Raw genomic sequence first — 25300 nt, forward strand, 5'->3', positions numbered from 1 at the left:
CAGTTGCGGACAGGACCGAACGTAGATAGACGACGAACAACTTGCGCTAGGGCAGGGTAATGAAGTCCGATCACCTACTGCCGCTGACGTCGCTTCGGTTCTTCGCCGCCCTGCCAATCGTCATCCTGCACATCTATGGTCCGATCTTGCCTGGACCGATGCAGCAGCCCCTCTTCCTCGGTGTGAGCTTCTTCTTCGTGCTCTCCGGGTTCATTCTCATGCACGTCTACCGGGACGGCGTTGAACCGAAACGGTTCTATTTCGCGAGGTTCGCTCGTCTCTGGCCGGTGCATATTGTGACGCTGTGCTTAATGCTTGCGTTGATCCCGACCGGGGCAGGTTGGCGCCTGGACTTCATCGGACCGCTGATCGCCAACGTCCTGATGGTGCATAGCTGGTTTCCGCTGCTCGGCTTCCCGTCTTCCTTCAACTCGCCGTCGTGGAGCATATCCGCGGAGGCGTTCTTCTACCTGCTGTTTCCCATCCTGCTCAGTCGGCACTGGCGGGTCTGCCTGATCGCAATGGCAGTGATCACAGCCTGGGCTCTGCTGGTGCTGGAGATCGACGGGCAACCGATGACGCATGGCGAGATGTGGCAGTTCTCCCGCATCTCGCTGCTACTCAACCACCCGTTGATGCATATGCTGGAGTTCGGGGTCGGCACGTGGGCAGGCCGTTTATTCATCGAACGCCCGCGCGCGTGGACCGTAGGACATGCAACTTTGCTTGAAGCGGCATCGCTTCTCGCACTCGCCGCCTATATCGCTGCCAAACCAGAGTGGTATGTCGTCGTTGACCTCGGCTTGAAGAACGTCGGCGTGTGGATGGAGCATTCGAGCAAGATGCTGCTGTTCGCCGTCATCGTCTTCATCTTCGCGCACCAGCGGGGCGCGATCAGCCGCCTCCTCTCGTGGCATCCGCTGGTCATCCTCGGTGAGATCAGTTTCGCCACCTATATGCTGCACAAGGTGGTGATCCTCTTCGCAGCCCGTCACGGCTGGGTAGCTGCAATAGGCACCACGCCAACTGTCATCGCCATCTTTGTAATCACTTATGCCGCCTCTTGGGCACTCTGGAAGGGCGTCGAGAAACCTGCACGGCTTTGGCTACTTGGACTTTGGAGCAGACCGCGCAGCCTCGCCGGGGATCTAAAGATGGATGTGCCGGTCGGAGCTCCCTGATCAGGGTTATCTATCTGTTCGGAACAGGGTCGCCTCATCGAAGACGATGAATTGGGCCCTCAGTAAGGATTGCTGCGACATTTCGGCAGCTTCTCAATATATATTCTCGCTCATAGCAAGATGGGCATGAAACTTGTCATTCACATTGGCGTCCACAAGACCGGCACTTCGGCCCTTCAAGGCCTCCTTCATACCAACCGCGAGCGCCTTCGGAGCCAAGGCGTTTGGTATGATCCGCCGGAAGGCGAGAAGAACCACTCGTCCCGCGTGTTCCATTTCCGTCCAGGGGAAACCTATTCTCCTGAGATATTCCGAGATCGTCTTAAGGCGATCTCGGACCAAGGATGCCCTCTCTATCTCATGAGCTCCGAGATGTTCGTGGAGGCCCCGTTTGACATGGAGGCTTTCGCGCGAAGCATCCGGGGCTTCAAGACGGAAGTCATCGCCTATCTCTGCGCGTCGGACGATCTTCTCGTCTCTGCCTACAACCAGGTTGTCCGAGCAGGTACGCGTCTTGAGCCGTTGCAGGACAAGCGCCCTTACGATCCCACCTATCGCGCGTCCCTCACTCAATGGATAAGCGATCAGTGGAAGCTAACCCTTGCGCCTTATGACCCGAAGCAGTGGCCAGGCCAGAATATCTTTCTCGATCTCCTGTCTATGTTGGGAGTCTCCGCTGATGGGATGGATACCGAAGGCAGGCAGGAGGATGCAAACCGAAGCTTGCCAGCGCCGCTGATCGAGGCCGTAAGAGTCGCGAACATGGTCGGCATAAAGGGCGAGCTGCGGGACGCGCTGATGAAAGGCTTCCTAGATTTGAGCCGAAAACGCCCTGATCTCTTTGAGCATGGAAATCTGGCTTCGGATGATGAGCGCCGGAACTACCGAGGAATCTTCGCTCAACATGCCGACTTGTATCGACCCTTCTACAGGTATGGTTTCGACGAGGCGTTCTTACTTCCCTGAGGACGGGTGTTTTTGGCAAGCCGCTAAGCAGCTCCGCACTTCATGAAACATGACGCCGTCAAGCCGGTCTTAGTCTCCCGCGAAACCTCGCGAGGGACTGCCACATGGCTCCAGGCAATTTTCGCCCCTGTCATGCCATCACCGCCAAGTGGGAGGCTGCTGGGCAGACCACCCGGCGGATCCCGGCGGCAAGACGACGTACGGCATCACCGAGGCCGCCTTCGATGCCTGGCTTGCAGCGAAGGGCGCACTCTCGCGCCAGTCAGCACGATCTCGCGTGCTGAGGCCGTGGCGATCTATCTCACAGAGTACTGGGTGCGAGCCCGGTGCGTGACCCTAGCCGCCGGCGTCGACCTCGCGACCCGTAACGGCGCAACAGCGGCGTTTCGCGCGCGCAAGTGGCTCATGGCTTTGATCGGCGGCACCGCGGCCGAGACCGTCAAGCACATCTGCGCCAAGCGTCCCGGCTTCGTCGAAGGCCTGACGACGTGGAAGGTCTTTGGCGAGGGTTGGTCGAACCACATCGCCGACATCGAGGCGCGCGGCGTCGCCATGGCGCTGGCAGCCACCCATGACAGGCTTGTGGTGGCGCAGCAGCTCGACGGGGAGAGGACGAAGGCTTCCGCTACCGCCAAGAAGCAGACTGGCGGAGCAGCCGTCACCGGTTCGGGCGGCGCGGCTGCCGGCGGCTCGCAACTCGACCCCGCCTCTGCCGACCAGATCGCCGCTTGGATCGCCGGCGGCTTCCTCCTGGCAGCAATCGCGCTCGCCGTCTTCCTCATCTGGCGCGCCCGCGTGAACCGCAGCCGGGCGACGGCCTATGCAGCGATAGCGGCGGAGACCGTGCCATGAACTGGACAGACCTCGCCGGCGCCCTGACGCGCGTCGGCGCCCCGTCGATCGGCCGCATGGTTGCCGGACCTGCCGGCGAGAAGATCGGCGAAGCCGTCGGCGGCATCCTCGCCGACGTCCTCGACGTGCCGGCGACGCCGGAAGCGATTGGTGCCGTCATCGAAACCCGGCGGGTGGCACGGAAGCCGTCCGCCTAGAGGCCGACCCGGCCGTGACGATCGCCCTCGCCAAGCTCGAAGAGACGGAGACGGCCGCACGCCTGCGCATGGCAGAGCTCGACCAGCAGGAGACCACGTTCGGTTACGCCTGGCGGCCAGGCTGGATGTACCTCCTCGGCTTCCTGTGGACCTGGGCGCTGGTGCTGGGGCCGATCGTCAACGCAGCCACCGGCGGCGCGATCGCCATGCCGGATCTCGGCATGCTGTCCACCATCACCGGCCTCTACCTCGCCCTCTACATGGGCGGCCACACCGTCAAGGGCGTGGTCGGTCCGAAAGCTTGAGCGGCGGGAACGCCGTGAGTCCTCGACAGTTGAAGTAGGCACCCTCCATGGCGGACGATCCGATGAACAGGCCGAGCTGGTTCCAGACACAGTTGAGCGTCGGCAACCTCCTGTCGATCGGCACGATGATCGTTGGCCTCGCCGCGTCCTGGACGTCAATGAACGGGCGGCTCAATATGATGGAGGAGTTCCGCAAGACGCGGACGCAGCAGACCGATGCGAAGTTCACCGATCTTGGCAACAAGATCGCGGAGCTGCCGCAGCTGTCCTATCGCGTCACGGCCGCGGAAATGGCGCTGAAGGCGATCAACGATCGTCTCGATACCTCCTTCCGCGCCATCAGCGAACGGCTCGACAGGAGCGCTGAGAGCACGTCCAAGGGGCTTTCGGAGATCTCGGCATCAGTCGGCGCTCTCGACACCCGGGTCGCGGTCCTAACGCAGCGGCTAGAGATGCTGCCGCGCGATCAGCGGGCCGATATGAGCGAGCGCTTGAGCCGCAGCCGGTAGCCTGTCATGATCCGTCGCAGAGGGCGGTGAGCCGTGCGACAACGAACGCGACCAGCGGCTAAGTCATTGTGAAATGACGGTTGTCGTTAAATTCGTAATGATGGGGTCGCGTGTTCGAGTCACGCAAGCGGCACCACTTCCCCATCGCCTGATGATCATCGACCGGTTGAACTGCGCATGATCGCAGCCGGGCCGCGACGGCTTCCCTCACCTTCCCGTCAGCGGTGGAACGGCCTTGCGTTCAACGGCCTTACGGCTCCATGCTAAACGTCTTCGTCTACGGCACGCTGAAGCGTGGATTTCCCTTCTATGAACAAGGCCTAGCCGGTGCCCGGTTCCTCGGAACCGCGCAGACCGTCGAGCCCTATCCGATGCTGATCGCCGGCGACATCTACGGGCCGGTCATGCTCGACCGGCCGGGCGAAGGCCTGCGCGTGCACGGCGAACTCTATGATGTCGACGAGGCCGACATGCCGACGCTCGACGCCTTGGAGGGAGTCGGCTCACCGGGCAGCTTCCGCTCCACGCTCCTCGTCGAGGGCGATCTGGGGCGCGTCGAAGCCGTCGGGTTCATGAAGGCGGAAAACTGGCTCGATCCCATTCACGCCGGCCCGATCGACGACTACCAGGATCGCCGCTTCATCCCGCCCTGGGAGCGGGACTAGAGCGCGTCCGAACGCAGCTCGATCCATCAATCCGCTGGTGAGGCCGACTGGCGAGAGACGCACGTCGGTGGCGTTTTCGACGCAAACCATCGCGCATGATGCGGGTGGCGGTTCAGCCGTATGTGCCCGCAGGCTCAGCCGGCGACCGGCTGCAACCCCGCGGCAAACCGGCGGGCATTGGCGACATAGTTCGCCGCCGACTGCCGCAGCTTCTCGATCGCCGCCTCGTCCAGCTCGCGCGCCACCTTGCCCGGCGCGCCAATGACGAGGCTGTTGTCCGGGATCTCCTTGCCCTCGGTGACCAGCGCACCGGCGCCGATCAGGCAGTTGCGCCCGATGCGAGCCCCGTTGAGGATCGTCGCGCCCATGCCGATCAGCGTGTTGTCGCCGATCGTGCAGCCGTGGATGATCGCGCTGTGCCCGATCGTGCAGCCCTCTCCGATCGTTGCCGGAAGGCCCGGATCGGTGTGGATCATCACGAGCTCCTGGACATTGGTCCGCGCACCGATGGTGATCGGCTCGTTGTCACCGCGCAGCACCGCCCCGAACCATATGCCGACCTCCGCCCCCAGCGTGACCTGACCGATGACGGCGGCGCTCGGCGCGATCCAGCACGAATCATCCGCAAGCGTCGGCGCGATGCCGTTCAGCTGGTAGATCGTCATCCCCTCTCCCCTCCCGTTCTTTGCTCCGGCATCCGGCAGGCACGTGATGCGGCGCACGCATCTTCCCGTCACCACCCGGCGGCGTCAACGCGACGCGGCTATGACAGTTCAGGCGCCGCCGCGATGGCTCAGCCCCGACCGACCGTCTCCACAACGGCGGCGATGGCGTCGCGCGTCAGGCCGAACCGAGCCGCAAACGCATCGTCGACAGGCTCGCCCTCATGGCTGACGGCGGCGGTGAAGCTGCGGCGCCAGTCGGCGAAGGGGCCATGTGTCTCGGAGTGATTCTGCGATGTGTTGACTAAATAGGCGCCCAACAGATCCAGCCGCGCCACCTGCCCGCCATGCTCGGCAGCGACCTCGATCCAGCGATAGTGCTCGTGCAGGATGGCGTGCGGATCGCGGCGCAGCGGGTCGTCCGATCCCGGCTCGATGCGGGCGATCGTGGTCGAACCGCAGATGCGGTGGAAATCCTGATCGAAGATGGCGGGGTGCGGGATGGGCGCAGCCTTCAGGCCCTGCGCATCGACCGCAAAGCCGGTGGTGACGATCCCGCCGACATGCTCTGCCGTGATCCCCGCGCGGCAGGTGGCAACGAGGCGCGTGTCGATCCAGTCGTCGGCATCGAGGAACATCAGGAAGCCGCCGCCTTCAGCGGCCACATGCGCGTTGATCGCGTGCTTCTTGCGACCGGCGTCGAGATTGTCGGCGCGTACCGGCTCGGCCTTCCAGTCGGCGGGCAGGAAGGTGATCCGCGGGTCGTCATCGACACAGGACGGCGCATCGTGCCCGGCGATGACGACGCGATAGTCGGCGTCGGTCTGCGCCGCGACGGAGCGGAGCGTGAGGCCAAGCAGCGCCTCCACCAGCGGCCAGTTTCGCGTCGCCTCCCGCGCGATGAGCGGGATGCCGAAGGTGAAGGGCGTGCGGTCCTGGGTCATGCCGGCTGCCGCTCGGCTGCCGCCGACGCGGCTCCGTCCTGCACCAGCACTGCAATATGTTCGCGGTAGCGGCGGCAGCAAACCTCATGAAGCGAGCGCAGTTCGTCGTCGGCGAAAAGTTCCTCAAGGATCGCCTTCATGCCCGGAAGCTTCCCAGCGATGCTGCGATCCTCTTCCTCGTTGCGGTTGAAGACCGCCCAGCTGTCCTCCCGCACCCAATCGATGTTGAGGCCGCCGCCGCGATGATGCTTGACGCGGTAATCCTCTGCCGACCGGGTGTTGTAGTGGTTCACCTGCGCCAGCGCGAAGGACACCGCACCGGGCTCCGACTGGAGGAAGCTGTCGCGCGATTCGTCGAAGAAGTAAGCGGGCAAGGTCCGGCCCGCGCCATCGACATAGTGCATGGCGCCGAGACGCTCCGCGGCCGGATAGCGCGGCTGGTGCGGCATCAGCTTGCAGGCATAAGCGTCGATGTTGCGGAACAGCGTCTTGAACGACAGGTTGACGCCATGGCCCTGCGGTGCGGCACGGGTAAAGCGTTCCGTCACCAGCCCCGGCTCGAAGGTCTCATGACCGGAGGCGCCGAAGATGCGCCAGTTGACGAGAATGCCCGTCGCCTCCGGCACCGCGTCGATGAGGTCGGTGACACGGCCAGAGCCAACGTGGATATTCAGGAACTCGTCGGCGTCGAGCACCATCGCCCAGTCGCTTGCTGCGACGACCGGCAGCTGCTCGAGCCGTGCGTAGGCCGCTAGCTGCGGCTTCTCGCCCGGTGCGAAACTGCTGGAGAGGTGGGTAACGAGGCCGAGCGCCTGCAGCCTGTCGAGCAGAGCCGGCGAGGCGTCGATGCAGTCATTGCTGCTGATGACGATGTCGGTGAAGCCGATCGAGCGGTGATAGGCGACCCATTCGAGGATGAAGGGTCCTTCGTTGCGCATGGTCGCGGCCAGAAGGATGCGCCGCGGATCGCGCGGCGGCATGGTGCCTGTCGAAGTCAGTGGCATGTCGTCTCCGGAGCGGCCGGCGCACTCACATCGTGCGCGCGGCCGACGCGTCAACCCGTACGCGCTTCGAAGCTCAACGCCTGTCGAGGTCAGTCCGACCTCGCATCCTCAACAGCCCGCGGCGGGGCCGCACGTCGCTCGTGCCAGATCAGGCAGAGGCTGCTGATGACGATGATCGCGGCACCAAGCACCACATGCGTCGCCGGCACCTCCGACCAGATGAGGTAGCCGTAGGAAAAGGCCCAGACAAGGCCGGTATATTCCACAGGCGCGACAACGGACGCGGGCGCGAAGCGAAACCCTTCGTACAAGAGAAGCTGACCGACGCCGCCGATGACGCCGAGGACGAGCATCAGCGCCAAACCAACCCCGTCCGGTGTCCGCCAGAGGAAGGGCAGCATCAGGCCGCAGGCGAGCGCAAAGAAGCCGTTGGAGACGATCATTTGGTTGGTTGTCGTCTCCGTCCGGCTGATCAGCCGCACCAGGATAACGCTGAGCGCCCAGCAGCAGGCGGCGAAGAGCGCGGAGATCGTCGGGACGAGCTTCATGGCGCCAGACGGATCGACCGCAATGAGAACGCCGATGAAGCCCGCGAGCACGACCGCCCAGCGCAGCGGTCCAACCGTTTCCTTCAACACCATGGCGGCCATGACGACCACGATCACCGGCGCCGCGAAATAGAGCGTCGTCAGCTGCCCAAGCTCCATCTCGCGCGCCGCGGAGTAGAAGGAGAGCCACGCCAGCAGGATCAACACGGCGCGGACCAGCAATGCCCGCTTGTTGCGGCTCTCCACGAGTTGTCGCGCACCTTTGCCGCGGGCAAAGGCCAGGGCCAGGAGCACGACGACGATGCTGCGGGCAAACAGGATTTCGGCGACGGCATAGTCGACGACGAGCAGCTTTATGATGACGTCCTGCAGCGCGAAGAGCGCATAGCCGGCGGCGCTGAGGCCGATCCCCGTCATCGTGTCCGACCGGGACGCCGCTGCCTCCGCCATTGCTCGCATGCCCCGATTCACCTGTGCCGCTGACCAGCCGCACCGGCAAGACACCCGCCGGGTCGGCTTGTCAAACGCGGCGCCACCGCCTGCTGACATCCAAGCTGCATGACCTTCGGCAGGCCTAGCCGGAACCTTTCCTCATCGACTCCCGTCTTCGAACGGCCGCCACGCGCGACGCCGCAGCCCTCCTTGAGTATCCGGAGCGCCCATGAAGATCGCGACCTTCAACATCAACAATGTCAACCGCCGGCTGCCGAACCTCCTTGAGTGGCTGGAAGAGGCCAAGCCCGATGCAGTGTGCCTGCAGGAGCTGAAGGCCGAACAGTCGCGCTTTCCGCGCGCGGCGATCGAGGCAGCCGGATACGGCGCCGTGTGGCGCGGGCAGAAGACCTGGAACGGCGTTGCGATCCTCGCTCGGGGCGCGGAGCCGGTGCTGACGCGCGACGAGCTGCCAGGCGATCCCGACGACGGGCAAAGCCGCTACATCGAGGCGGCGGTGAACGGCGTTTTGATCGCTTCGATCTACCTGCCGAACGGCAATCCACAGCCCGGACCCAAGTTCGATTACAAGCTCGCCTGGTTCGAGCGCCTGATCGCCCATGCGGGCGAGCTCTTCGCCGCCGACCTGCCGGTGGTGCTCGCCGGCGACTACAATGTCGTGCCGACGGAGCGCGACATCTACCCGACGAAAAGCTGGGACGATGATGCGCTGCTGCAGCCGGAGAGCCGCGCCGCCTTTGCAAGGCTTCTGAGCCAGGGCTGGACGGACGCGCTGCGCAGGCTCCACCCGGAGACCGACGATCTCTATACGTTCTGGGACTACAAGCGCGGGCGCTGGGGCCGCAATGCCGGACTCAGGCTCGACCATCTGCTGCTGAGCCGCAGCACCGCCGATCGTCTGACTGGTGGCGGAGTCGACCGGGACGTGCGCGGGCGCGAAGGCGCCAGCGACCACGCACCGGCCTGGATCAGCCTCGATTAGGGCCGATGACCCGCAGGCACGGCATTGCGACCTCGGCCGGCGTCGCGACGCCCGGCGGAACGCCCTCGCCTCATCTCACGGCAGCTTCGTCTCCGCGACGCCCTCGTCCTCGTCGACGACGTCGGTCTCCGGCCGGTCGCGCCCGGAGGCGACTTCACCGTGCCATTTGCCGTCGGCGTCCTGATAGAGAATCCCCTCGGTATCGCCTTCGAGGTTCTGCCGCATCGAGGCGTCCTTGGCCGCGGCATGCGCCGCATCATGGGTCGGGAAGGTCTCGGAAAAGACGTCGCCGACCTTGTAGGCCCATCCACCGTCGTGCTCGACCACCTCGTAATGAATCTTCAATGTCGTCACCTCCGTTTGCGACCGGAAAACGACCTTCGGCGCAAGCTGTTCCGCCGCCTAACGGATCGATCTCACATCCCGGCCTTCCGGCTATTGTCAGGCGAAGACGAGGAGCAGACCGTAGGAGGCCGCGGCTGCCAGAAGGCTGAGGAAGGCAAGCCGCAGCGTCCGGAACTTCGACAGGCAGATGCCGGCGAGAACGCGGGTGCTCTGGTAATATTCGTCGAAGATGAAGTCGGTGCGATCGCCGTCCCTTGCCTCGATAAGACGGTCGCCCGCGGCCGGCCATGCGCCCCAATAGAGGACGCTGCGACCCGGCCGGATACGCGGCAACGTCACCGACAAGGCCGCAATGAAGGCGACCATCACGGACGCCGACAGGGCCGCTCCGATCAGCGCCAGATGCAGCGGACGCTCGGAATAGGCCGTCCAGCGGAAGGCATCGCGCGCATCGGCGGATGAGACGAGCAGTGCCAGGACGACCGTCAGCACGTAAGCGGCCTTCTGGTCGGCGGACTTGATCTGATCGACGAACGTGCGGTTGGCCGCTTCGAGGTATTGCAGGTAGCGATCGTCCATCGATCCTGTTCTTTCAATCTCTTAAGCTTCGAATCGGCTCGCCGTTACGCGGAAGCTCTGCAGCTGCGATCTTTGGCGCAAGGATTGCGGCCAGGCAACACTTTCAGGATGCGCAGCGCAGCCTCATGACAGACTGTTGACAGACGGATCAATACCCGACACGCAAGGAACGGGGTTGGGGAACCTTTCGTCGATGTCGACCATCATCATGCCGCTCAAGCCGAGCCGCAGCCTGATCTCGGCTGTCTTCTGCACGAGCTTGTTCATCTGTGGATTGGCGGAGGCGCAGCCGGTCTCGCGCTCGACGCCGGCCGAGGGGTCGGTGGTCTCGACCCTCTTTGGGGAAGAGATCGAGTTCATCGAGAACCCGATCTGGCAGAACGTCCAGGTGCTGCAGGATGTCGTCTCCGGGGACGTCTTGCGCACCAATGCAACCGGTGCGCTCGCCATCCTCTTCTCCGACCGGACGCAGGTGCGCATCGCCCGCAATTCGACACTGGTCGTGAAGAAAACCGGCGGTGGCGGCGATACCGAGCTGGAGCTGAAGGCCGGCAGCCTGTTCGCCAGAGCTGCGCGCGGCGGCACCGGCGTCAGCGTGGCGACACCGGCGGCGACGGCTGCGATCCGCGGCACGGACTGGGCGCTGACCGTCAACGGCGACACGACATCGCTGTCCGTGCTCGAAGGCACGGTCGAGTTCTTCAATCCGCAGGGCTCCGTCACCGTTCGCGAGGGCGAGGCGGCGACGGCAACGCTCGGCCAGGCGCCGAGCAAGGTGATCGTCGTCAACAGCGACACGCGCGAGCAGATGCTGATCAACATCTCGCTGCGCAACGCCTTTGGAAATCTGCCGGCCTCGCCCCTCAGCGGCCGCGAGCTGCGCGCCGAAGAGGCGCGGCTGGCCCGCACGCCGCTGGAACGGCGCTCTGCCGAGGACCGGGTAACGGCGGCGGAAATCGTGTTCAGCACACAGGGTTTGGCCGCCGCAGAGGCCGCCATCGCGGAGGCGCGTGCGCTTCGGTTGACGGCGGCGCAGGAGGCGCGGCTCGTCGCGATCGAGGCGTCGATCGCAGCGGCCGACCAGCGCTACGACGAGGCCTCGCGCCTCTACGCCAGGGCGCTGCCGCACCTCAGCGGCGAGCGCCGCGGCCTGGCGCTTTACCAAGCCTATTTCAGCCGGGCCCTCGCCGATCCTTCGCGCTCAGAATCGCCGCCGGTGGTTGGCGGCGAAGCCGGCCTGATTGGCAGAGTCATCGTCGCCGCGCTGCTGGAAGGACCGCAGAAGGCTTACGCCCTTATCCAGGCCGAGGCGCCGCGGCATCAGGACGACCCGGAGTTCCAGGCGACGATCGCCGAGGCGGCGATGCTGCTCGGCCGCTTCGACGAGGCCAAGGCGGCCATCGACCGCGGCTTTGCCCTCGATCCCGAGGAGGAGTCATTGTTTGCGGTGCGGGCCGATTACCGCGCCCGCGTGAGCAGCGATCTCGACGGCGCGCTCGCCGACCTCAACCGGGCCATCGCCGCTTCGCCCGGCACATCATCCTACTGGAACGATCTCGGCCTGCTGCAGTCGGAACGCGGCGCGAACCGCGAGGCCGAGCAGGCCTTCCTGCGGTCCATCGAACTCGCGCCGAAAGACCCGATCGGCTACGTCAACTATGCGATCTTCCTGCTCGATCAGGATCAGGTCGATGCCGCTAAGGCGCAGGTCGACAAGGCGGTGGCGCTCGATCCGTCCTTCTACATGACGCAGCTTATCATCGGGCGTCTGCGCTTCCAGTCCGGAGAGCTGGACGCCGCGGCAGACGGGTTGCTGCGCGCGACAACAGCCGACCCGACCGTGTCGCAGGGTCTGCTTCTGCTTTCCAGCGTGTACGCGACGCAGGGAGAACGGGAGCTCTCGGCCCAGGCGATCGACAATGCCGACCGTCTCGACCGCAACGACCCCGCCGTCGCGCAGTACCGCGCCCTCATCGCTATCGACGAATATCGGGCCGACGACGCCATCCGCTACGCGCTTGATTCCGTCGAGCGGACGCAAGCGCGCGGCGGCGACTACGCTTCGGTCAATGCCACGCGTGAAAGCGGCTCGACGGTCGGCGACGCCTTCCGCTTCGCCGGCCTGCCAAGCTGGGCGCGCTACTATGGCGACATCGTCTACGACCCGTTCTTGGCGGGCAGCTACATCGACCAGTCGCTGTCCGGTGGCAGCAACATCCTCAGCATCGACACCGACTACACCAATGAAGGGATCGACACGGTGGCGAACCCGTCGTCCTTCTCGGCGCTGTTCCAGGGCCTGCTGCTGGACCCGCTCGCCATCCCCGCCTCCAAGCAGCGCCCGAACCTGATCCGTGCGCCGCTGAGCGAAGCCGAAGTCAGCGGCGGCGTCGTCTCGGCGGACGGCGACACCGGTTTCTCCGGCGGCGGCGAGTACCAGTTCCTCAAGCTGGACGGTCTGCCGACGGCGCTCTACGCCAACATCACCTACGATCACGCCTCGCCGTCCTTCTCCGACCAGGACCGGGAGGCGACATCCGGTACGGCCTTCCTCGGCTTCCATCCGACGCCCTATGACCGGATCGTCGGCTTCGGTGCCTTCGCCACCTCGGCAGGCGGGCTCGGCGTGCGCGAGGTCGAGGAGCGCGCCGGCGACACGCGCGACATCGAGGCCTACAGCGCCGGCCTCGGCTGGAGCCACAGCTTTGGCTACCAGAACGTCCTCAACGCCGCCGTCTTCGCCACGCGGCGCGAGCAGACGGATGCATTCGATGTCCTCGACATTCCTGCCTTTCTGCTCGAACGCGACATCGAGCAGTATCAGGAGACAGTGACGGGCGGGCTGTCGCAGACGCTCGGCGTCGATACAGGTTCGATCGGCATCGAGTCGCTGGTGCTGCGCTATGGCAGCGAGTTCGGCTACTCAACCACCGACGCAGAGATCACGGACCGGCTGACCATCCCCGGCGCGCCCCCCGTCGAGGACGTTCTGGAGGCAGATGACGAGGGCGCCTTCGGCCGCCTCTATGTCGATGCGCTTGCGGAGATCACGCCGGACATCCAGGCGGAAGTCGGCCTCTTCGCTGCTGGCCTTGCCGGTGATGCGGAGAGCCGACTGGAGCCGCGCGCCGCCATCGGCTGGCAGCCGCTGGAGGGCCAGTGGCTGCGGGCCGGGTTCATCCGTGAGTCCAGCTTCGCCGGCGAGCAGAGCCTCGCGCCGATCGGCGTCCTCAGGCTGAACTCCAACCTCGTGCCACTGGGCGACGACGGCTACACCGACTCGCTGATCGCCCGCTGGGATGCGGAATGGTCGCGGGCCTTCTTCACCTCGGTCGAATACCAGCATCAGGCGGTCAATAACTTCTCCGTCACCATCCCGACGACGCTGCAGGCCTTCGAGGCGGAGGACGCGACGATCGACCGGCTGACGCTCACGGCAAATGCGTGGCTCGGCCATGGCGTTGCGCTGTTCGGGACGCTTGCCCTCACCGAAACCAGTGTCGACAGCGGCGCCCGGGAAGGCGACGATCTCCCATTCGTGCCGGATACGATCGGGCGCTTCGGCTTCACCTATACGCACCCGTCCCGCGTCCAGCTGACTGTCGCTGAGGATTATGTCGGCTCGCGTCCGGGATCGGAGCCCTTCTCGCTGCTCGACGACTTCTGGACGACATCGGCGACCCTGTCCTGGGAGAGCATGAACCGCCGGCTGAAGACCGACCTTGCCGTCTACAACATCTTCGACGCGGAATCGGAGCTGTCGGAGGGGAATGAAGGCAACGGGCGAACGGCCGTCGCCCGGCTGGCGGTGCGGTTCTGAGCGGCGCGGGAGACCGGGCAGCAGGAGCGCCATGCCATCGGCGCGGCTGACGGTCAGGCGCGCATGAGGCAGGAGCCCTCACCGCGGCCGCTGAAGCGTCTCGCGTCCGTGACGCTGCTCGCCGTCTGCGTCATTGCCGGCCTTCTCATGATGAGCAGGCTCGGCGCCTTTGCACTGGTGGACGCGCGGCTCTACGATCTCATCTCCACGGCCGCGCCACCGGCCGTCGCCACGCCGGAGCGGCCGTCGGACATCGTCATCGTGGCGATCGACGAGCCGTCCTTTTCCGAAATCGGTGCGCAGTGGCCTTGGCCGCGGGACCTGCATGCCAGGCTGATCCAGTCGCTGCGGGCGGCCGGAGCGAAGGCGATCGCGCTCGACATCGTCTTTGCCGAGCCGTCCGCGAACTTCAAGGCGGACGCCGCGCTCGCCGCGGCCGTCGGCCCCGACACCGTGCTGGCGGCCGACGAGAGCCTGATTGAAACGCCGCAGATGCGCCAGCTGGTGCGCACTGAGCCGGCGGCCTTCCTGCTCGCCGGCGGCGGGCAGAGCGGCGTCGCCTCGGTGGCGCTCGATCCCGATGGCGTCGTGCGCCACCTGCCGCTCTACCCCGACGGATTCGCGCGGCAGGCGCTGGCGGTCGCCGGCATTGCGGCCTCGCCCCCTGCCGAGGGCGCGATGCTGCGCGCCTACGGACCCGCCCGCAGCTTTCCGACGGTCTCCTACTATCAGGCGCTCGAACCGGACCGCTTCCTGCCGCCGCAGACCTTCCGCGGCAAGATCATCATCGTCGGCCTCAGCGTGCAGACGGCCATGGCATCCGCCGGCGGGCAGGACATCTTCGCGACGCCCTTCACGGTGCGCAGCAAGCAGCTGCTGCCGGGCGCGGAGATCCACGCCACCATTGCCGACAATCTGGCGCGAGGCCTCACCGTCCGCACACTCGGCAAGATGCCAGCGCTCGGCATTCTGTTCGTCACCGGCCTGCTCGCCGCGCTCGCCGCGCTGCGACCCTCCGATCTCTATACGGGTGCCGGCGCGGCGCTGCTCCTCGTCCTCCTCGCCGCTGCGGCCATCCTGCTCCTCTACGAGGGCAATCTGTGGCTGCCGCCGACGGCGCCGGCACTCGCGATCGCCGGGATCACGCTGCCGGTCGCGGCCTTCGATTTCCGTCAGGAGCGGCGGATGCGGCGCACCGTCACGCGCGCCTTCTCGCAATATCTCGCGCCCGCCATGGTCGAGCGGCTGGTCGCCGATGCCGGGGCGCTGAAGCTCGGCGGCGAACGGCGCGAGCTCACGATCCTCTTTTCGGATGTGCGCGGCTTCACCACCATCGCCGAGACGATGAAGGACGATCCGCAGAAGCTGACGGCCCTGATCAACCGCCTTCTCAACCCGATGTCGGCGATCATCCTCGCCCATGGCGGCACCATCGACAAATATATGGGCGACTGCGTCATGGCCTTCTGGAACGCGCCGCTGGATGATCCCGACCATGCACCGCATGCGCTGAGCGCCGGGATCGAAATGCTGAAAGCGATCGAGACGCTGAATGCCGAGCTCCAGGCCGAGAATGGGCCGGACATGCCGAAGCTCGCCGTCGGCGTCGGCATCAATACGGGCGAATGCGCCGTCGGCAACATGGGGTCCGATTTCCGCTTCGACTACACGGCGATCGGCGACGCGGTGAACCTCGCCTCACGCCTCGAAGGCCTGTCGAAGACCTATGGCGTGTCGATCGTACTCGGCGAGGAGACCGCACGGCGGGTGGCGGGCACCGTGCCCGTCGTCGAGCTCGACCGCATTGCGGTGCGCGGCCGCGTCGGCGAGACGCCGATCTTCCGCCTGGCTGCGCAGACGCCGTCCAGCCCGGCGGCCGCCGCCGCAAGGACGGCGAACCTCGGCTCGCCCGGCTGAGATAATCAGCATACCACTGGCGCGTCAGGCCGAGCGGCGCTCGCCCAGAAGTGCGAAGATCGGCTCGAACGAGGTCAAATCATCGGCCACGAGGTCTGCGGCGGAGAAATCCTCGCCCCGCGTGTAGAGCGCTGGTGTGACGACGCAGCGCAACCCGGCGGCCTTTGCGGCGCGCAGGCCGTTCTCGGAATCCTCGAAGGCCAGGCACGCTGCCGCTGGCAGGTCCAGTTCCCGAAGCGCCAGATGGTAGATGTCCGGCGCGGGCTTCTTCGCCTTCGCCATGTCGCCGCAGGCGAAGACCTCGAAGTCGGCGATGGTGCCAAGCGTCGCCGTGAGCAGCGCATCGACATTTTCGCGCGTCGTCGTCGTGGCGATGGCCAGGCGGACACCGCGGCGCTTCGCCTCGGCGACGAGATTGGCGATGCCCGGCCGCAGCTTCAGGGCGCCGCCGGTGACGCCCTCGCCATAGAACACGGTCTTGCGGGCATGCAGCTTCGGCACCAGTTCGGCGGCCGGCAGCGGCAGCTCGGGCGCGTCGGGCCCGAGCGTCTCGATGTAGCGGTGGAGACGCTCCTTGCCGCCGGAGACCTTCAGGAGCTCGCCATAGAGCGCCTCGTCCCAGTTCCAGCCGAGGCCAGCCTCGGCGAAGGCCTGGTTGAAGGCGGTGCGGTGCAGCTCCTCCGTCTCCGCCAGCGTCCCGTCGACGTCGAAGATGAAGGCGTTCATCCCTGGCACTACTCGGCCGCTCGCTCGTCGTCCGCAGCGCCGATCAGCGTCAGAAGGTGGTCGAGCCGGTCGATGACATGGGTCGCGCCGAGGTCCTCGGCGGCGATCGATGTATACCCGCCGCGCACGACGACGCTGGTGATGCCAGCCGCACGGGCCGCCAGCACGTCGTTCTCGCTGTCACCGACGAAGAGCACATCCGCCGGCGACAGGCCAAGCCTCTCGCAGGCGAGCAGCAGCAGCCCCGGCTCCGGCTTCTTCGGCGGTCCGGCATCGCCGCCGACCACGATGGCCATCAGATCGGCCAGGCCAAAGTGGGTGAGGATCTCCGCTGTCTCAGCGCCCGGCTTGTTGGTGACGACGCCGATCCGGATGCCGGCCTCGCAGAGCAGGCGCGTCGCATCGCTGACGCCGGCGTTCAGCGTCGTGAGCTTCGCCGCGCGCGGATTGTAGATCTTGAGGAAGCGCTCGACGATCTTGTCGCGTGTCGCGGGATCTAGCGGCTTGTCGAGGGCTGCATAGGCTCGCTCGATGAGCACCGGCACGCCACGGCCGATCATCCCGATCACCTCATCCAGCGAGAAGGGTGGCTCGCCGTAGCTCGCCAAGGTCTCGTTGAGCGATTCGTGGATGTCGGGCGCGGAATCGATCAGCGTGCCGTCGAGGTCGAAGAGAACGGCCTGAGGCCGAAGTGCAGAGGACATGGGGTCGGGCGGCTCCGCCAAAGCTTTAGCCGGCGGTGCCCTCGCCGACGGGTGGAGACTACAGGGCAGGCGGCGCGCCGTCGACAGGGCACGCGTCGTCTCGGCTGCCGCCCTCTTGGGAAAAGGCGCGACATCACTCCGGCGGGTCGATGACGGCGAGCGTCGTCCACTCGGCGACCAGCGCCGGCTTGGCGGCGTTCTCGATCTCGATCGTGGCTTCCCAGGCCGACTGAACCGACACGGCGCGCTCGGTCAGCCCGACCAGCTTGAAGCGGCCGCGCACGCGGGCGCCGGACTTCACCGGCGCGAGGAAGCGAACCTTGTCGAAGCCGTAGTTGATGCCCATCCGCGTTCCCGCAACGCCCGGCAGCGCATCGAAGGCCAGCGCGGAGAGAAGCGACAGCGTCAGGAAGCCGTGCGCGATGGTGCCGCCGAAGGGCGTCTCGGCTTTCGCGCGCTCGGGATCGACATGGATGAACTGGTGGTCGTGCGTGGCATCGGCAAAGGTGTCGATCATCCGCTGATCGACGAGGAGCCAGCCGGAGACGAGCTCGTCGGCGTTCAGATGCGCGCGGTAATCCTCGATCGGGATCAGCTTCTGGCGGATCGCATCTTCCTCGGTCGTCATGAAATGGCTCCGGCAGCTCAGGCGGGCCGGCGCAGCGGCCGGCTGGAGCTGCTCTATAGGCCGCGGGGTCGCGGAAGCAAAACGATGTCAGGGTAATGCTCAGCTGCGCTTGGCGGCTGCGAACAGCGCCAGTGCCTTTGCCCGGACGGCGGCATTCACCGTGTCCGGCGTCAATCCGTCGATGGCAGAGCCCGGGAACAGCACCGTCACGACGGCGCCTTCGAGGCTGTAGTTCTTCTCGCGCTCGCAGAAGCGGGGGTCGGAGGCGAGACGCCTGGCGCAGCGGCTGACGCCGATGCCATCGAAGGCGGCGAGGGAGCCTTCGCCGATTTTGTTGTGCGGGCCGCCATCGGCGACGAGCACGGGCACCACCTTGTCCTTGTAGACGATGACGCCAACGTCACCGATCCTGACGCCGGTGCGACGGGTGAACTCGCGCCCCTCGGCGGCATAGCTCCCCGCGGCAATGGGAAGGACGACATAGGGCACCAGGTCGGAGGTCACATAGGCCTCCGGCCAGCGGCTTTTCCGCTTTGCTTCGCTCCACGCTTTCGCTGCGGGGTAGACGAAGGTCGTGGGACAGAGATTGGTCGCGCCGCCGCTCCCGGCGCAGGGGCGGTACCCCCCGTCGACGTCGAGTGCCATCTTGCTCTCGAACAGGATGGCGCCGGAGGGCAGGCGCAGCAGCGACTCCAGCCGGTTGGGATCGTTGCTGCAGCGCCGATAGCCGGTCATCGTCTCGCCACGGAATATGTCCTGCGTATCGTAGAGCGTGAACTGCCGCTCATAGTCCGGGTCGACGGGCGTGGCCGCCTCGAAACGTATGCCGGCCAGCGCGGTTCGCGAGGCAGCCGGCGGCTGGTAGGCGGGGGCAGCGGTCGATGCCGGCGCGCCTCGTTCCGGCGGCACACCTCCTTCTCCGCTCCTCTCCATTCCCGCCATGTCGGCAGACGAGTGCCCGGCCGTGTTGCATCCGCTCAGGCTGGCGAAGATCGCGGCGGCGGCAAGAAGGGTGCGAAGACGAAAGGCGGCGGCAGCGCGCATGACGAAGCTCCACCCGCGGCAGCTCCGCGGGCCGTCCGGGGCCGCATCCGCACGAACTATGTCAGCCTTCTACAACCTTGACCAGAGACCGCCGTCTTTGCCGATGGCTGCAAGAAGCGCTCAGGCCGGGCGGCGAATGCTCGGCGCGGCTTCGAGGACGAGCTTGTGGATGCCGTCCGTGTTGCCTGAGTCGATGCGCTCGAAGAGCTGCGAGCGCATGCGCGGCTCCCAGAAGCTGTTGATGTGGTCGGCGACACCGGCGGCGCGGCCGGCCTGGGGCGCGGACTGGAAGAAGGTGGCGATCTGGTTCGCCATGTAGATCAGCTTGTCACGCTGCATGCGATGCGCCCTCCACGGCGCTCGGTTCGGCGGCGGCATCGATAGCGGCGGCAGCGTCCGCTGCGCCTTCGATCCGCTGGGGATGGGTGAAGATCTCGAATTCGGCGCCGCGCACCACGGCGACGAGGGTGATGCCGGCCGTGTCCGCTTCGCGGATCGCCAGTGCCGTCGGCACCGAGACCGCGGCGATCAGGCTGCAGCCCATCATTGCGGCCTTCTGGATCAGCTCCACCGAAACGCGGCTCGTGATCGTGAGGAAGCCGCCCGCCGGATCGATCGCGTTGCTCGCGAGGAAGCCCGTGACCTTGTCCAGCGCATTGTGACGGCCGACATCCTCGCGCGCTACGGCGAGCCCCTGCCCCGGCGCGTGAAAGGCGGCGGCATGAACCGCGCGCGTCAGATGGCTGAGCGCCTGCTCGCGGCCCATCGCCTCCATGGCCTCGACGATGTCCTGCGGTGCGATTCGCAGCGGGGCCCCGACGCGTGGCAGCGCGCGCTTGGCGAGCTCCAGCGATTCGACACCGCACAGACCGCAACCGACCGGCCCGGTCATCTGCCGGCGACGGGCCACATACTGGCCGGAGCGCTCGGCATTCAGCCACAGCCGGCAGTCGACGCCGGCCTCGCTCGTGGCGATCTCCAGCCGCTCGATCTCCTCCGGCCGCGCGACGATCCCCTCGTTGAGGGCAAGGCCCAGCGCCAGATCGGCGAGATCGGCGGGCGTTGCCATCATCACCGCGTGCGACGAGCCGTTGACCGAGATGGCGACGGCTGTTTCTTCCGGCACATGGCGCCAGCCGGCGGCAAAGGCGCCGCCGGCGAAGGCGATGCGGGAAACGCGCCCGGCCGTGTCGTCCGGCGCCCCGGCCACCTCGCGCCTACTCCGCGGCTTCCGCGGGCATGATGCGGCGGCTCTCGTTCGACAGCTCGCGATAGCCTTCCTGCCAGTCGGTCGGACCGTTGGAGGGCGAGATCTGCACCGCCGTCACCTTGTATTCCGGGCAGTTGGTGGCCCAGTCGGAATAGTCGGTGGTGATGACGTTGGCCTGCGTCGTCGGGTGGTGGAAGGTCGTATAGACGACGCCCGGCGCGACGCGATCGGTCACCTTGGCCTTCAGCGATGTCGAGCCGGAGCGGCTGTCGAGCCGCACCCAGTCGCCCGGCCGGATGCCGCGCTGCTCGGCGTCGTGCGGGTGGATCTCCAGGACGTCCTCGGCGTGCCAGACGACATTGTCGGTGCGCCGCGTCTGCGCGCCGACATTGTACTGGCTGAGGATGCGGCCGGTGGTGAGAAGCAGCGGGAAGCGCGGTCCTGTGCGTTCGTCGGTGGCGACGTATTCGGTGACGACGAACTTGCCCTTGCCGCGCACGAAGCCTGCCGTGTGCATGATCGGCGAGCCGTCCGGATGCGCCTCGTTGCAGGGCCACTGCACCGAGCCCTTCTCGTCCAGCATGGCGTAGTTGACGCCGGCGAAGGACGGCGTCGTCGCGGCGATCTCGTCCATGATGGCGGATGGGCCGCTGTAGTTCATGTCCAGACCGATCGCCTGGGCCAGCATCTGCGTGACCTGCCAGTCCTCGTAGCCGTTGCGCGGGCTCATCACCTTGCGCACGCGGTTGATGCGCCGCTCGGCATTGGTGAAGGTGCCGTTCTTCTCCAGGAAGGTCGAGCCCGGCAGGAAGACGTTGGCGTAGTTGGCGGTCTCGTTGAGGAAGAGATCGTGGACGATCAGGAGCTCCAGAGATGCCAGGCCCGCCGAGACATGCTTGGTGTCCGGATCGGACTGCAGGATGTCCTCGCCCTGGCAGTAGAGGCCCTTGAAGGTGCCCTCCATCGCCGCGTCGAACATGTTGGGGATGCGCAGGCCGGGCTCGGAGCTGATGGTGACGCCCCAGAGATCCTCGTAGATCGATCGCGTCGCGTCGTCGGAGATGTGGCGGTAGCCCGGCAGCTCGTGCGGGAACGAGCCCATGTCGCAGGAGCCCTGCACGTTGTTCTGGCCGCGCAGCGGGTTCACGCCGACGCCGCGCCGGCCGATATTGCCGGTGACCATAGCGAGGTTGGCGATGGCGATGACCGAGGTCGAGCCCTGGCTGTGCTCGGTGACGCCGAGACCGTAGTAGATTGCCGCATTGCCGCCGGTGGCGTAGAGCCGCGCCGCCTTGCGGACCAGCTCGGCGGGCACACCGGTGATCTCGGCCACGGCCTCGGGGGAGCGCTCCTCCTGCGCGACGAAGGCCGCCCAGTCCTGGAACTCGTCCCAGTCGCAGCGCTCGCGGATGAAGGTCTCGTTCATCAGGCCTTCGGTGACGATGACATGGGCGAGCGCCGTCAGCATCGCGACGTTGGTGCCCGGCTTCAGCGGCAGGTGGTACTCGGCCTCGACGTGCGGCGTGCGCACGAGATCGATGCGGCGCGGATCGATGACGATGAGCTTGGCGCCCTCGCGCAGGCGCTTCTTCATGCGCGAGCCGAACACCGGGTGGCCATCGGTCGGGTTGGCGCCGATGACGAGGATGACGTCGGAATCCTCGACCGAGTCGAAGTCCTGCGTGCCCGCGGAGGTGCCGAAGGTGGTCTTCAGCCCGTAGCCCGTCGGCGAGTGGCAGACGCGGGCGCAGGTGTCGATGTTGTTGTTGCCGAAACCGGCGCGCACCAGCTTCTGGACGAGATAAACCTCTTCGTTGGTGCAGCGGGAAGACGAGATCGCGCCCATCGCCTCGCGGCCGTAGCGCTCCTGGATCGACTTGATCTTCGCCGCGGAGAAGGCGAGCGCGTCCTCCCAGGAGACCTCCTGCCAGGGATCCTTGTAGGTCTCGCGGATCATCGGCTTGAGGATGCGGTCCTTGTGCGTGGCGTAGCCCAGCGCGAAGCGGCCCTTGACGCAGGAATGGCCGCGGTTCGCCTTGCCGTCCTTGTAGGGCACCATGCGCACCAGCTCCTCGCCGCGCATCTCGGCCTTGAAGGAGCAGCCGACGCCGCAATAGGCGCAGGTGGTGACGACGGAATGCTCCGGCGTGCCGATCGCGATGACCGACTTCTCCTCCAGCGTCGCCGTCGGGCAGGCCTGTACGCAGGCGCCGCAGGACACGCATTCAGAGGACAGGAAGTTGTCCGTCTCCAGGCCAGCCGACACGATGGCATCGAAGCCGCGGCCGGCGATCGTCAGCGCGAAGGTGCCCTGCACCTCGTTGCAGGCGCGCACGCAGCGCGAGCAGACGATGCACTTCGAGGGATCGAACTGGAAGTAAGGGTTCGACTGGTCCTTCGGCTTGCCGAGATGGTTGCGGCCCTCATAGCCGTAACGCACCTCGCGCAGGCCGACCGCGCCGGCGACGTCCTGCAGCTCGCAGTCGCCATTGGCCGCACAGGTCAGGCAGTCCAGCGGGTGATCGGAGATGTAGAGCTCCATCACGCCTTTGCGGATCTTCTTCAGCCGCTCGGTCTGCGTCGAGACCTTCATGCCCGCGGCGACGGGCGTCGTGCAGGAGGCTGGCGTGCCGTTGCGGCCCTCGATCTCGACGACGCAGACGCGGCAGGAGCCGAAACTATCCAGCATGTCGGTGGCACAGAGCTTCGGCACCTGGATGCCAGCATCCATCGCCGCCCGCATGATCGAGGTGCCTTCGGGCACGCTCACCTCGAAGCCGTCGATGGTGAGCGTCACCTCCTTCTCGGACTTCGAGCGGGGCGTGCCATAGTCGGTTTCATGGATGAGAGACATCGTCGTCCTCCTCACGTGTGGCTGGCGCGTCCGCCTGCCATGGCCGTTCGGCCTTGTTGTCGAGCGTCCGGCCAGGAGCCGGATGTCGGATGCCTGCTGTTTATTCCGCCGCCTCGCGCAGCGGCTCCCCGTGGAAGTCCTCGGGGAAATGCGTAATCGCGCTCATCACGGGATAGGGCGTGAAGCCGCCGAGCGCGCAGAGCGAGCCGAACTTCATCGTGTTGCAGAGGTCCTCGACGAGGGCGAGGTTCTCGGCGGGGCTCTCGCCTCGGATGATCTTCTGCGTCGTCTCCAGGCCGCGCACCGCGCCAATGCGGCAGGGCGTGCACTTGCCACAGGATTCGATGGCGCAGAACTCGAAGGCGAAGTTCGCCTGCTTCAGCATGTCGACCGTGTCGTCGAAGACGACGAGGCCGGCATGGCCGATGAGGCCGTCGCGCGCTGCGAAGGCTTCGTAGTCGAAGGGTGTGTCGAAGAGCGAGCGCGGGAAGTAGGCCCCGAGTGGTCCGCCCACCTGCACCGCTTTGACGGGCCGGCCGCTTTCCGTGCCGCCGCCGATCGTCTCGACGATCTCGCCGAGCGTCAGGCCGAAGGCCGTCTCGTAGAGGCCGCCGAAGCGGACATTGCCGGCGATCTGGATCGGGATCGTACCGCGCGAGCGGCCCATGCCGAAGTCGCGGTAGAAGGCCGCGCCCCGGGCGATGATCTCCGGCACCGAGGCGATGGAGATGACGTTGTTGATGACGGTCGGCCTCCCGAACAGGCCTTTGTGCGCCGGCAACGGCGGCTTGGCGCGCACCTGGCCGCGCTTGCCTTCCAGGCTGTCGAGCAGCGCCGTCTCCTCGCCGCAGACATAGGCGCCGGCGCCGACGCGCAGTTCCAGCTCGAAGGCGCGCCCCGAAGCGAGCACGTCAGGTCCAAGCACACCGGCCTTGCGGGCGATCTCAATCGCAGCCTGCGTGATGCGGATTGCGGCCGGATATTCGGAGCGCGTGTAGATGTAGCCCTTGGTGGCACCGGTCGCGAGGCCGGCGATGGCCATGCCCTCGATGACGCAGAAGGGATCGCCCTCCATGATCATGCGGTCGGCGAAGGTGCCGCTGTCGCCCTCGTCGGCATTGCAGACGATGTATTTCTGCGCTCCCGGCGTGTCGGCAACGGTCTTCCACTTCAGACCTGTCGGAAAGCCCGCCCCGCCGCGGCCGCGCAGGCCGGACTCGATGACCTCCGTCACCGTCGCCGCAGCGCCGACGGCGATCGCCCGGCGCAGGCCGACAAGGCCGCCCTCGGCTTCGTAGTCCTCAAGCGACAGGGGATCGACGATGCCGCAGCGCTTGAAGGTCAGGCGCGTCTGATTGGCGAGGAAGGGGATCTCCTCGGGTCGGCCGAGGCGCTTTGCATGGTGGGCGCCGTCGAGGAACCCGGCCGCAAGCAGCCCGTCCACCTCGTCCGGATCGATGGGCCCATAGGCGATGCGACCCTCTGCCGTCTCGACCTCGAGCATCGGCTCCAGCCAGGCCATTCCACGCGAGCCGTTGCGCACGATCGTAACGTCGAGCCCGCCATGCGACGCGTACTGGGCGATCGTCTCGGCGATCTCGTCGGCGCCGCAGGCAACGGCAAAGGAATCGAGCGGCACGAAGACGCGCGTCACAGCCGCACCTCCGTCGCCAGCGCGTCGACCTTCTCCGGCGTCAGCCGCGCAACGACACGCTGGTGATCCACCATGGCATTCGGGCCGACGGCGCAGAGGCCAAGGCAGTAGACCGCCTCCAGCGTCACCTGTCCGTCAGGGGTCGTCTCGCCGAAGCGGATGCCGAGCGCCCGCTCGGCGGCATCGGCCACCGCGTCGCCGCCACGGGACTGGCAGGCCTCGGCACGGCAGACCTTCAACACATGCCGGCCGCGCGGCTCCTTATGGTAGTCATGGTAGAAGGAAACGACGCCGTAGACTTCCGCGCGCGACAGGTTGAGCGCCGCCGAGACCAGACGCACGGCTTCTTCGCCGACAAAGCCGAAGCGGGTCTGGAATTCATTCAAGATCGGCAGCAGCGGACCTTCGAGATGCTTCAGCTCGCTGATGATCTCGGCCGCTTCTTCGGCGTCGAACGCCGCTCTGTAGCTCAAAGATGCTGCCTCCCCAGACGCATTTGGAATGCTTCCAGAAAGTCTGGCGCCGTTTTCGTTCAGAAATCAATGGGCAAC

General features: G+C 66.3%; 26 protein-coding genes. 11 read left to right on the plus strand and 15 right to left on the minus strand.

Features of this window, described 5'->3' with window-relative positions; genetic code table 11:
• Window positions 1–59 precede the first annotated feature (59 nt).
• From C0R46_RS11740 to C0R46_RS11770, 8 genes are all read left to right on the plus strand, one after another.
• Window positions 60–1181 carry an acyltransferase family protein gene (locus C0R46_RS11740; RefSeq protein WP_102959831.1) on the plus strand — a complete coding sequence of 374 codons (1122 nt, stop codon included), beginning with the start codon at window positions 60–62 and terminating at the stop codon, window positions 1179–1181.
• Window positions 1182–1307: 126 nt separating this feature from the next.
• The gene (locus tag C0R46_RS11745) at window positions 1308–2147 is read left to right on the plus strand and encodes a hypothetical protein (RefSeq protein WP_157944632.1); all 840 of its coding nucleotides are present in this window, start codon (window positions 1308–1310) and stop codon (window positions 2145–2147) included.
• Between the two features lie 148 nt (window positions 2148–2295).
• Window positions 2296–2481 carry a glycosyl hydrolase 108 family protein gene (locus tag C0R46_RS21120; RefSeq protein ID WP_245413549.1) on the plus strand — a complete coding sequence of 62 codons (186 nt, stop codon included), beginning with the start codon at window positions 2296–2298 and terminating at the stop codon, window positions 2479–2481.
• Window positions 2478–2999 carry a hypothetical protein gene (locus C0R46_RS11750; protein WP_245413550.1) on the plus strand — a complete coding sequence of 174 codons (522 nt, stop codon included), beginning with the start codon at window positions 2478–2480 and terminating at the stop codon, window positions 2997–2999. The genes C0R46_RS21120 and C0R46_RS11750 overlap by 4 nt, the downstream gene beginning before the upstream one ends.
• The gene (locus tag C0R46_RS11755; RefSeq protein ID WP_102959833.1) at window positions 2996–3196 is read left to right on the plus strand and encodes a hypothetical protein; all 201 of its coding nucleotides are present in this window, start codon (window positions 2996–2998) and stop codon (window positions 3194–3196) included. Before C0R46_RS11750 ends, C0R46_RS11755 begins: the two co-directional genes overlap by 4 nt.
• Window positions 3197–3210: 14 nt before the next feature.
• Complete coding sequence (locus C0R46_RS11760; RefSeq protein ID WP_102959834.1) at window positions 3211–3501, plus strand: hypothetical protein; 291 nt, start codon at window positions 3211–3213, stop codon at window positions 3499–3501.
• A gap of 47 nt (window positions 3502–3548) precedes the next feature.
• Complete coding sequence (locus C0R46_RS11765) at window positions 3549–4010, plus strand: hypothetical protein (RefSeq protein ID WP_102959835.1); 462 nt, start codon at window positions 3549–3551, stop codon at window positions 4008–4010.
• A gap of 260 nt (window positions 4011–4270) precedes the next feature.
• Window positions 4271–4675, plus strand: a complete 405-nt coding sequence (locus tag C0R46_RS11770) for a gamma-glutamylcyclotransferase family protein (RefSeq protein WP_102959836.1) — start codon at window positions 4271–4273, stop codon at window positions 4673–4675.
• Window positions 4676–4809: 134 nt separating this feature from the next.
• On the opposite strand, the gene C0R46_RS11775 is transcribed toward C0R46_RS11770, so the two are convergent.
• From C0R46_RS11775 to C0R46_RS11790, 4 genes are all read right to left on the minus strand, one after another.
• Complete coding sequence (locus C0R46_RS11775; RefSeq protein ID WP_102959837.1) at window positions 4810–5340, minus strand: gamma carbonic anhydrase family protein; 531 nt, start codon at window positions 5338–5340, stop codon at window positions 4810–4812.
• Window positions 5341–5468: 128 nt separating this feature from the next.
• Complete coding sequence (locus C0R46_RS11780) at window positions 5469–6281, minus strand: glycosyltransferase family A protein (protein ID WP_102959838.1); 813 nt, start codon at window positions 6279–6281, stop codon at window positions 5469–5471.
• The gene (locus tag C0R46_RS11785; RefSeq protein WP_102959839.1) at window positions 6278–7285 is read right to left on the minus strand and encodes a glycosyltransferase family 2 protein; all 1008 of its coding nucleotides are present in this window, start codon (window positions 7283–7285) and stop codon (window positions 6278–6280) included. The genes C0R46_RS11780 and C0R46_RS11785 overlap by 4 nt, the downstream gene beginning before the upstream one ends.
• An 89-nt stretch (window positions 7286–7374) precedes the next feature.
• Window positions 7375–8283 (minus strand): DMT family transporter, encoded by a 909-nt coding sequence (locus tag C0R46_RS11790; protein WP_102959840.1) that lies wholly within the window; start codon window positions 8281–8283, stop codon window positions 7375–7377.
• Window positions 8284–8494: 211 nt separating this feature from the next.
• On the opposite strand from C0R46_RS11790, the gene C0R46_RS11795 reads away from it, so the two are divergent.
• A complete protein-coding gene (locus tag C0R46_RS11795; protein ID WP_102959841.1) occupies window positions 8495–9268 on the plus strand; it encodes an exodeoxyribonuclease III in 774 nt (257 codons plus the stop codon).
• A gap of 75 nt (window positions 9269–9343) precedes the next feature.
• Here C0R46_RS11795 and C0R46_RS11800 read toward each other — a convergent pair whose 3' ends face one another.
• On the minus strand, window positions 9344–9613 hold the full coding sequence (locus C0R46_RS11800) for a DUF2188 domain-containing protein (protein WP_425349883.1): 270 nt from the start codon (window positions 9611–9613) through the stop codon (window positions 9344–9346).
• A gap of 96 nt (window positions 9614–9709) precedes the next feature.
• Window positions 9710–10192: a Pycsar system effector family protein gene (locus tag C0R46_RS11805; protein WP_102959843.1), complete on the minus strand. Its 483-nt coding sequence runs from the start codon at window positions 10190–10192 to the stop codon at window positions 9710–9712.
• 193 nt (window positions 10193–10385) lie between these two features.
• Here C0R46_RS11805 and C0R46_RS11810 point away from each other — a divergent pair, with 193 nt between their 5' ends.
• Both C0R46_RS11810 and C0R46_RS11815 read left to right on the plus strand, forming a co-directional pair.
• A complete protein-coding gene (locus C0R46_RS11810) occupies window positions 10386–14012 on the plus strand; it encodes a FecR domain-containing protein (protein WP_102959844.1) in 3627 nt (1208 codons plus the stop codon).
• 63 nt (window positions 14013–14075) lie between these two features.
• A complete protein-coding gene (locus C0R46_RS11815; protein WP_102959845.1) occupies window positions 14076–15929 on the plus strand; it encodes an adenylate/guanylate cyclase domain-containing protein in 1854 nt (617 codons plus the stop codon).
• Between the two features lie 24 nt (window positions 15930–15953).
• Here the strand turns inward: C0R46_RS11815 and C0R46_RS11820 are convergent, their stop codons facing one another.
• The 9 genes from C0R46_RS11820 to C0R46_RS11860 form a co-directional block, all read right to left on the minus strand.
• Entirely contained in the window at window positions 15954–16655 is a 702-nt protein-coding gene (locus C0R46_RS11820) for an HAD-IA family hydrolase (RefSeq protein ID WP_198598312.1), read from the minus strand.
• A gap of 8 nt (window positions 16656–16663) precedes the next feature.
• Entirely contained in the window at window positions 16664–17359 is a 696-nt protein-coding gene (gph, locus tag C0R46_RS11825; protein WP_102959847.1) for a phosphoglycolate phosphatase, read from the minus strand.
• A 133-nt stretch (window positions 17360–17492) separates the two neighbouring features.
• Window positions 17493–17987, minus strand: coding sequence for a MaoC family dehydratase (locus C0R46_RS11830; protein WP_102959848.1), 495 nt, complete (start codon window positions 17985–17987; stop codon window positions 17493–17495).
• Window positions 17988–18086: 99 nt separating this feature from the next.
• Window positions 18087–19031 carry a glycoside hydrolase family 75 protein gene (locus C0R46_RS11835; RefSeq protein ID WP_102959849.1) on the minus strand — a complete coding sequence of 315 codons (945 nt, stop codon included), beginning with the start codon at window positions 19029–19031 and terminating at the stop codon, window positions 18087–18089.
• 120 nt (window positions 19032–19151) lie between these two features.
• Window positions 19152–19370: a formate dehydrogenase subunit delta gene (locus tag C0R46_RS11840; protein ID WP_102959850.1), complete on the minus strand. Its 219-nt coding sequence runs from the start codon at window positions 19368–19370 to the stop codon at window positions 19152–19154.
• The gene (gene fdhD, locus C0R46_RS11845; RefSeq protein ID WP_102959851.1) at window positions 19360–20241 is read right to left on the minus strand and encodes a formate dehydrogenase accessory sulfurtransferase FdhD; all 882 of its coding nucleotides are present in this window, start codon (window positions 20239–20241) and stop codon (window positions 19360–19362) included. Before fdhD ends, C0R46_RS11840 begins: the two co-directional genes overlap by 11 nt.
• Before the next feature lie 7 nt (window positions 20242–20248).
• Window positions 20249–23095: a formate dehydrogenase subunit alpha gene (fdhF, locus tag C0R46_RS11850; RefSeq protein WP_102959852.1), complete on the minus strand. Its 2847-nt coding sequence runs from the start codon at window positions 23093–23095 to the stop codon at window positions 20249–20251.
• A gap of 100 nt (window positions 23096–23195) precedes the next feature.
• Window positions 23196–24749, minus strand: coding sequence for a formate dehydrogenase beta subunit (locus C0R46_RS11855; protein ID WP_102959853.1), 1554 nt, complete (start codon window positions 24747–24749; stop codon window positions 23196–23198).
• Window positions 24746–25222: a formate dehydrogenase subunit gamma gene (locus C0R46_RS11860; RefSeq protein WP_102959854.1), complete on the minus strand. Its 477-nt coding sequence runs from the start codon at window positions 25220–25222 to the stop codon at window positions 24746–24748. Before C0R46_RS11860 ends, C0R46_RS11855 begins: the two co-directional genes overlap by 4 nt.
• Window positions 25223–25300: the final 78 nt, after the last annotated feature.

This window comes from Mangrovicella endophytica (assembly GCF_002893625.1).
GTDB lineage: Bacteria > Pseudomonadota > Alphaproteobacteria > Rhizobiales > Rhizobiaceae > Mangrovicella > Mangrovicella endophytica.

Excerpts from the sequence above, each read along its gene's own strand:
- C0R46_RS11795 (WP_102959841.1), top strand. The coding sequence starts at position 8,495 with ATGAAGATCGCGACCTTCAACATCAACAATGTCAACCGCCGGCTGCCG.
- C0R46_RS11745 (WP_157944632.1), top strand. The coding sequence starts at position 1,308 with ATGAAACTTGTCATTCACATTGGCGTCCACAAGACCGGCACTTCGGCC.
- gph (WP_102959847.1), bottom strand. The coding sequence starts at position 17,359 with ATGTCCTCTGCACTTCGGCCTCAGGCCGTTCTCTTCGACCTCGACGGC.
- C0R46_RS11770 (WP_102959836.1), top strand. The coding sequence starts at position 4,271 with ATGCTAAACGTCTTCGTCTACGGCACGCTGAAGCGTGGATTTCCCTTC.
- C0R46_RS11840 (WP_102959850.1), bottom strand. The coding sequence starts at position 19,370 with ATGCAGCGTGACAAGCTGATCTACATGGCGAACCAGATCGCCACCTTC.
- C0R46_RS11790 (WP_102959840.1), bottom strand. The coding sequence starts at position 8,283 with ATGGCGGAGGCAGCGGCGTCCCGGTCGGACACGATGACGGGGATCGGC.
- C0R46_RS11835 (WP_102959849.1), bottom strand. The coding sequence starts at position 19,031 with ATGCGCGCTGCCGCCGCCTTTCGTCTTCGCACCCTTCTTGCCGCCGCC.
- C0R46_RS11810 (WP_102959844.1), top strand. The coding sequence starts at position 10,386 with ATGTCGACCATCATCATGCCGCTCAAGCCGAGCCGCAGCCTGATCTCG.
- C0R46_RS11765 (WP_102959835.1), top strand. The coding sequence starts at position 3,549 with ATGGCGGACGATCCGATGAACAGGCCGAGCTGGTTCCAGACACAGTTG.
- C0R46_RS11775 (WP_102959837.1), bottom strand. The coding sequence starts at position 5,340 with ATGACGATCTACCAGCTGAACGGCATCGCGCCGACGCTTGCGGATGAT.
- C0R46_RS11785 (WP_102959839.1), bottom strand. The coding sequence starts at position 7,285 with ATGCCACTGACTTCGACAGGCACCATGCCGCCGCGCGATCCGCGGCGC.
- C0R46_RS11755 (WP_102959833.1), top strand. The coding sequence starts at position 2,996 with ATGAACTGGACAGACCTCGCCGGCGCCCTGACGCGCGTCGGCGCCCCG.
- C0R46_RS11815 (WP_102959845.1), top strand. The coding sequence starts at position 14,076 with ATGAGGCAGGAGCCCTCACCGCGGCCGCTGAAGCGTCTCGCGTCCGTG.
- fdhF (WP_102959852.1), bottom strand. The coding sequence starts at position 23,095 with ATGTCTCTCATCCATGAAACCGACTATGGCACGCCCCGCTCGAAGTCC.
- C0R46_RS11820 (WP_198598312.1), bottom strand. The coding sequence starts at position 16,655 with ATGAACGCCTTCATCTTCGACGTCGACGGGACGCTGGCGGAGACGGAG.
- C0R46_RS11780 (WP_102959838.1), bottom strand. The coding sequence starts at position 6,281 with ATGACCCAGGACCGCACGCCCTTCACCTTCGGCATCCCGCTCATCGCG.
- C0R46_RS11805 (WP_102959843.1), bottom strand. The coding sequence starts at position 10,192 with ATGGACGATCGCTACCTGCAATACCTCGAAGCGGCCAACCGCACGTTC.
- C0R46_RS11830 (WP_102959848.1), bottom strand. The coding sequence starts at position 17,987 with ATGACGACCGAGGAAGATGCGATCCGCCAGAAGCTGATCCCGATCGAG.
- C0R46_RS11740 (WP_102959831.1), top strand. The coding sequence starts at position 60 with ATGAAGTCCGATCACCTACTGCCGCTGACGTCGCTTCGGTTCTTCGCC.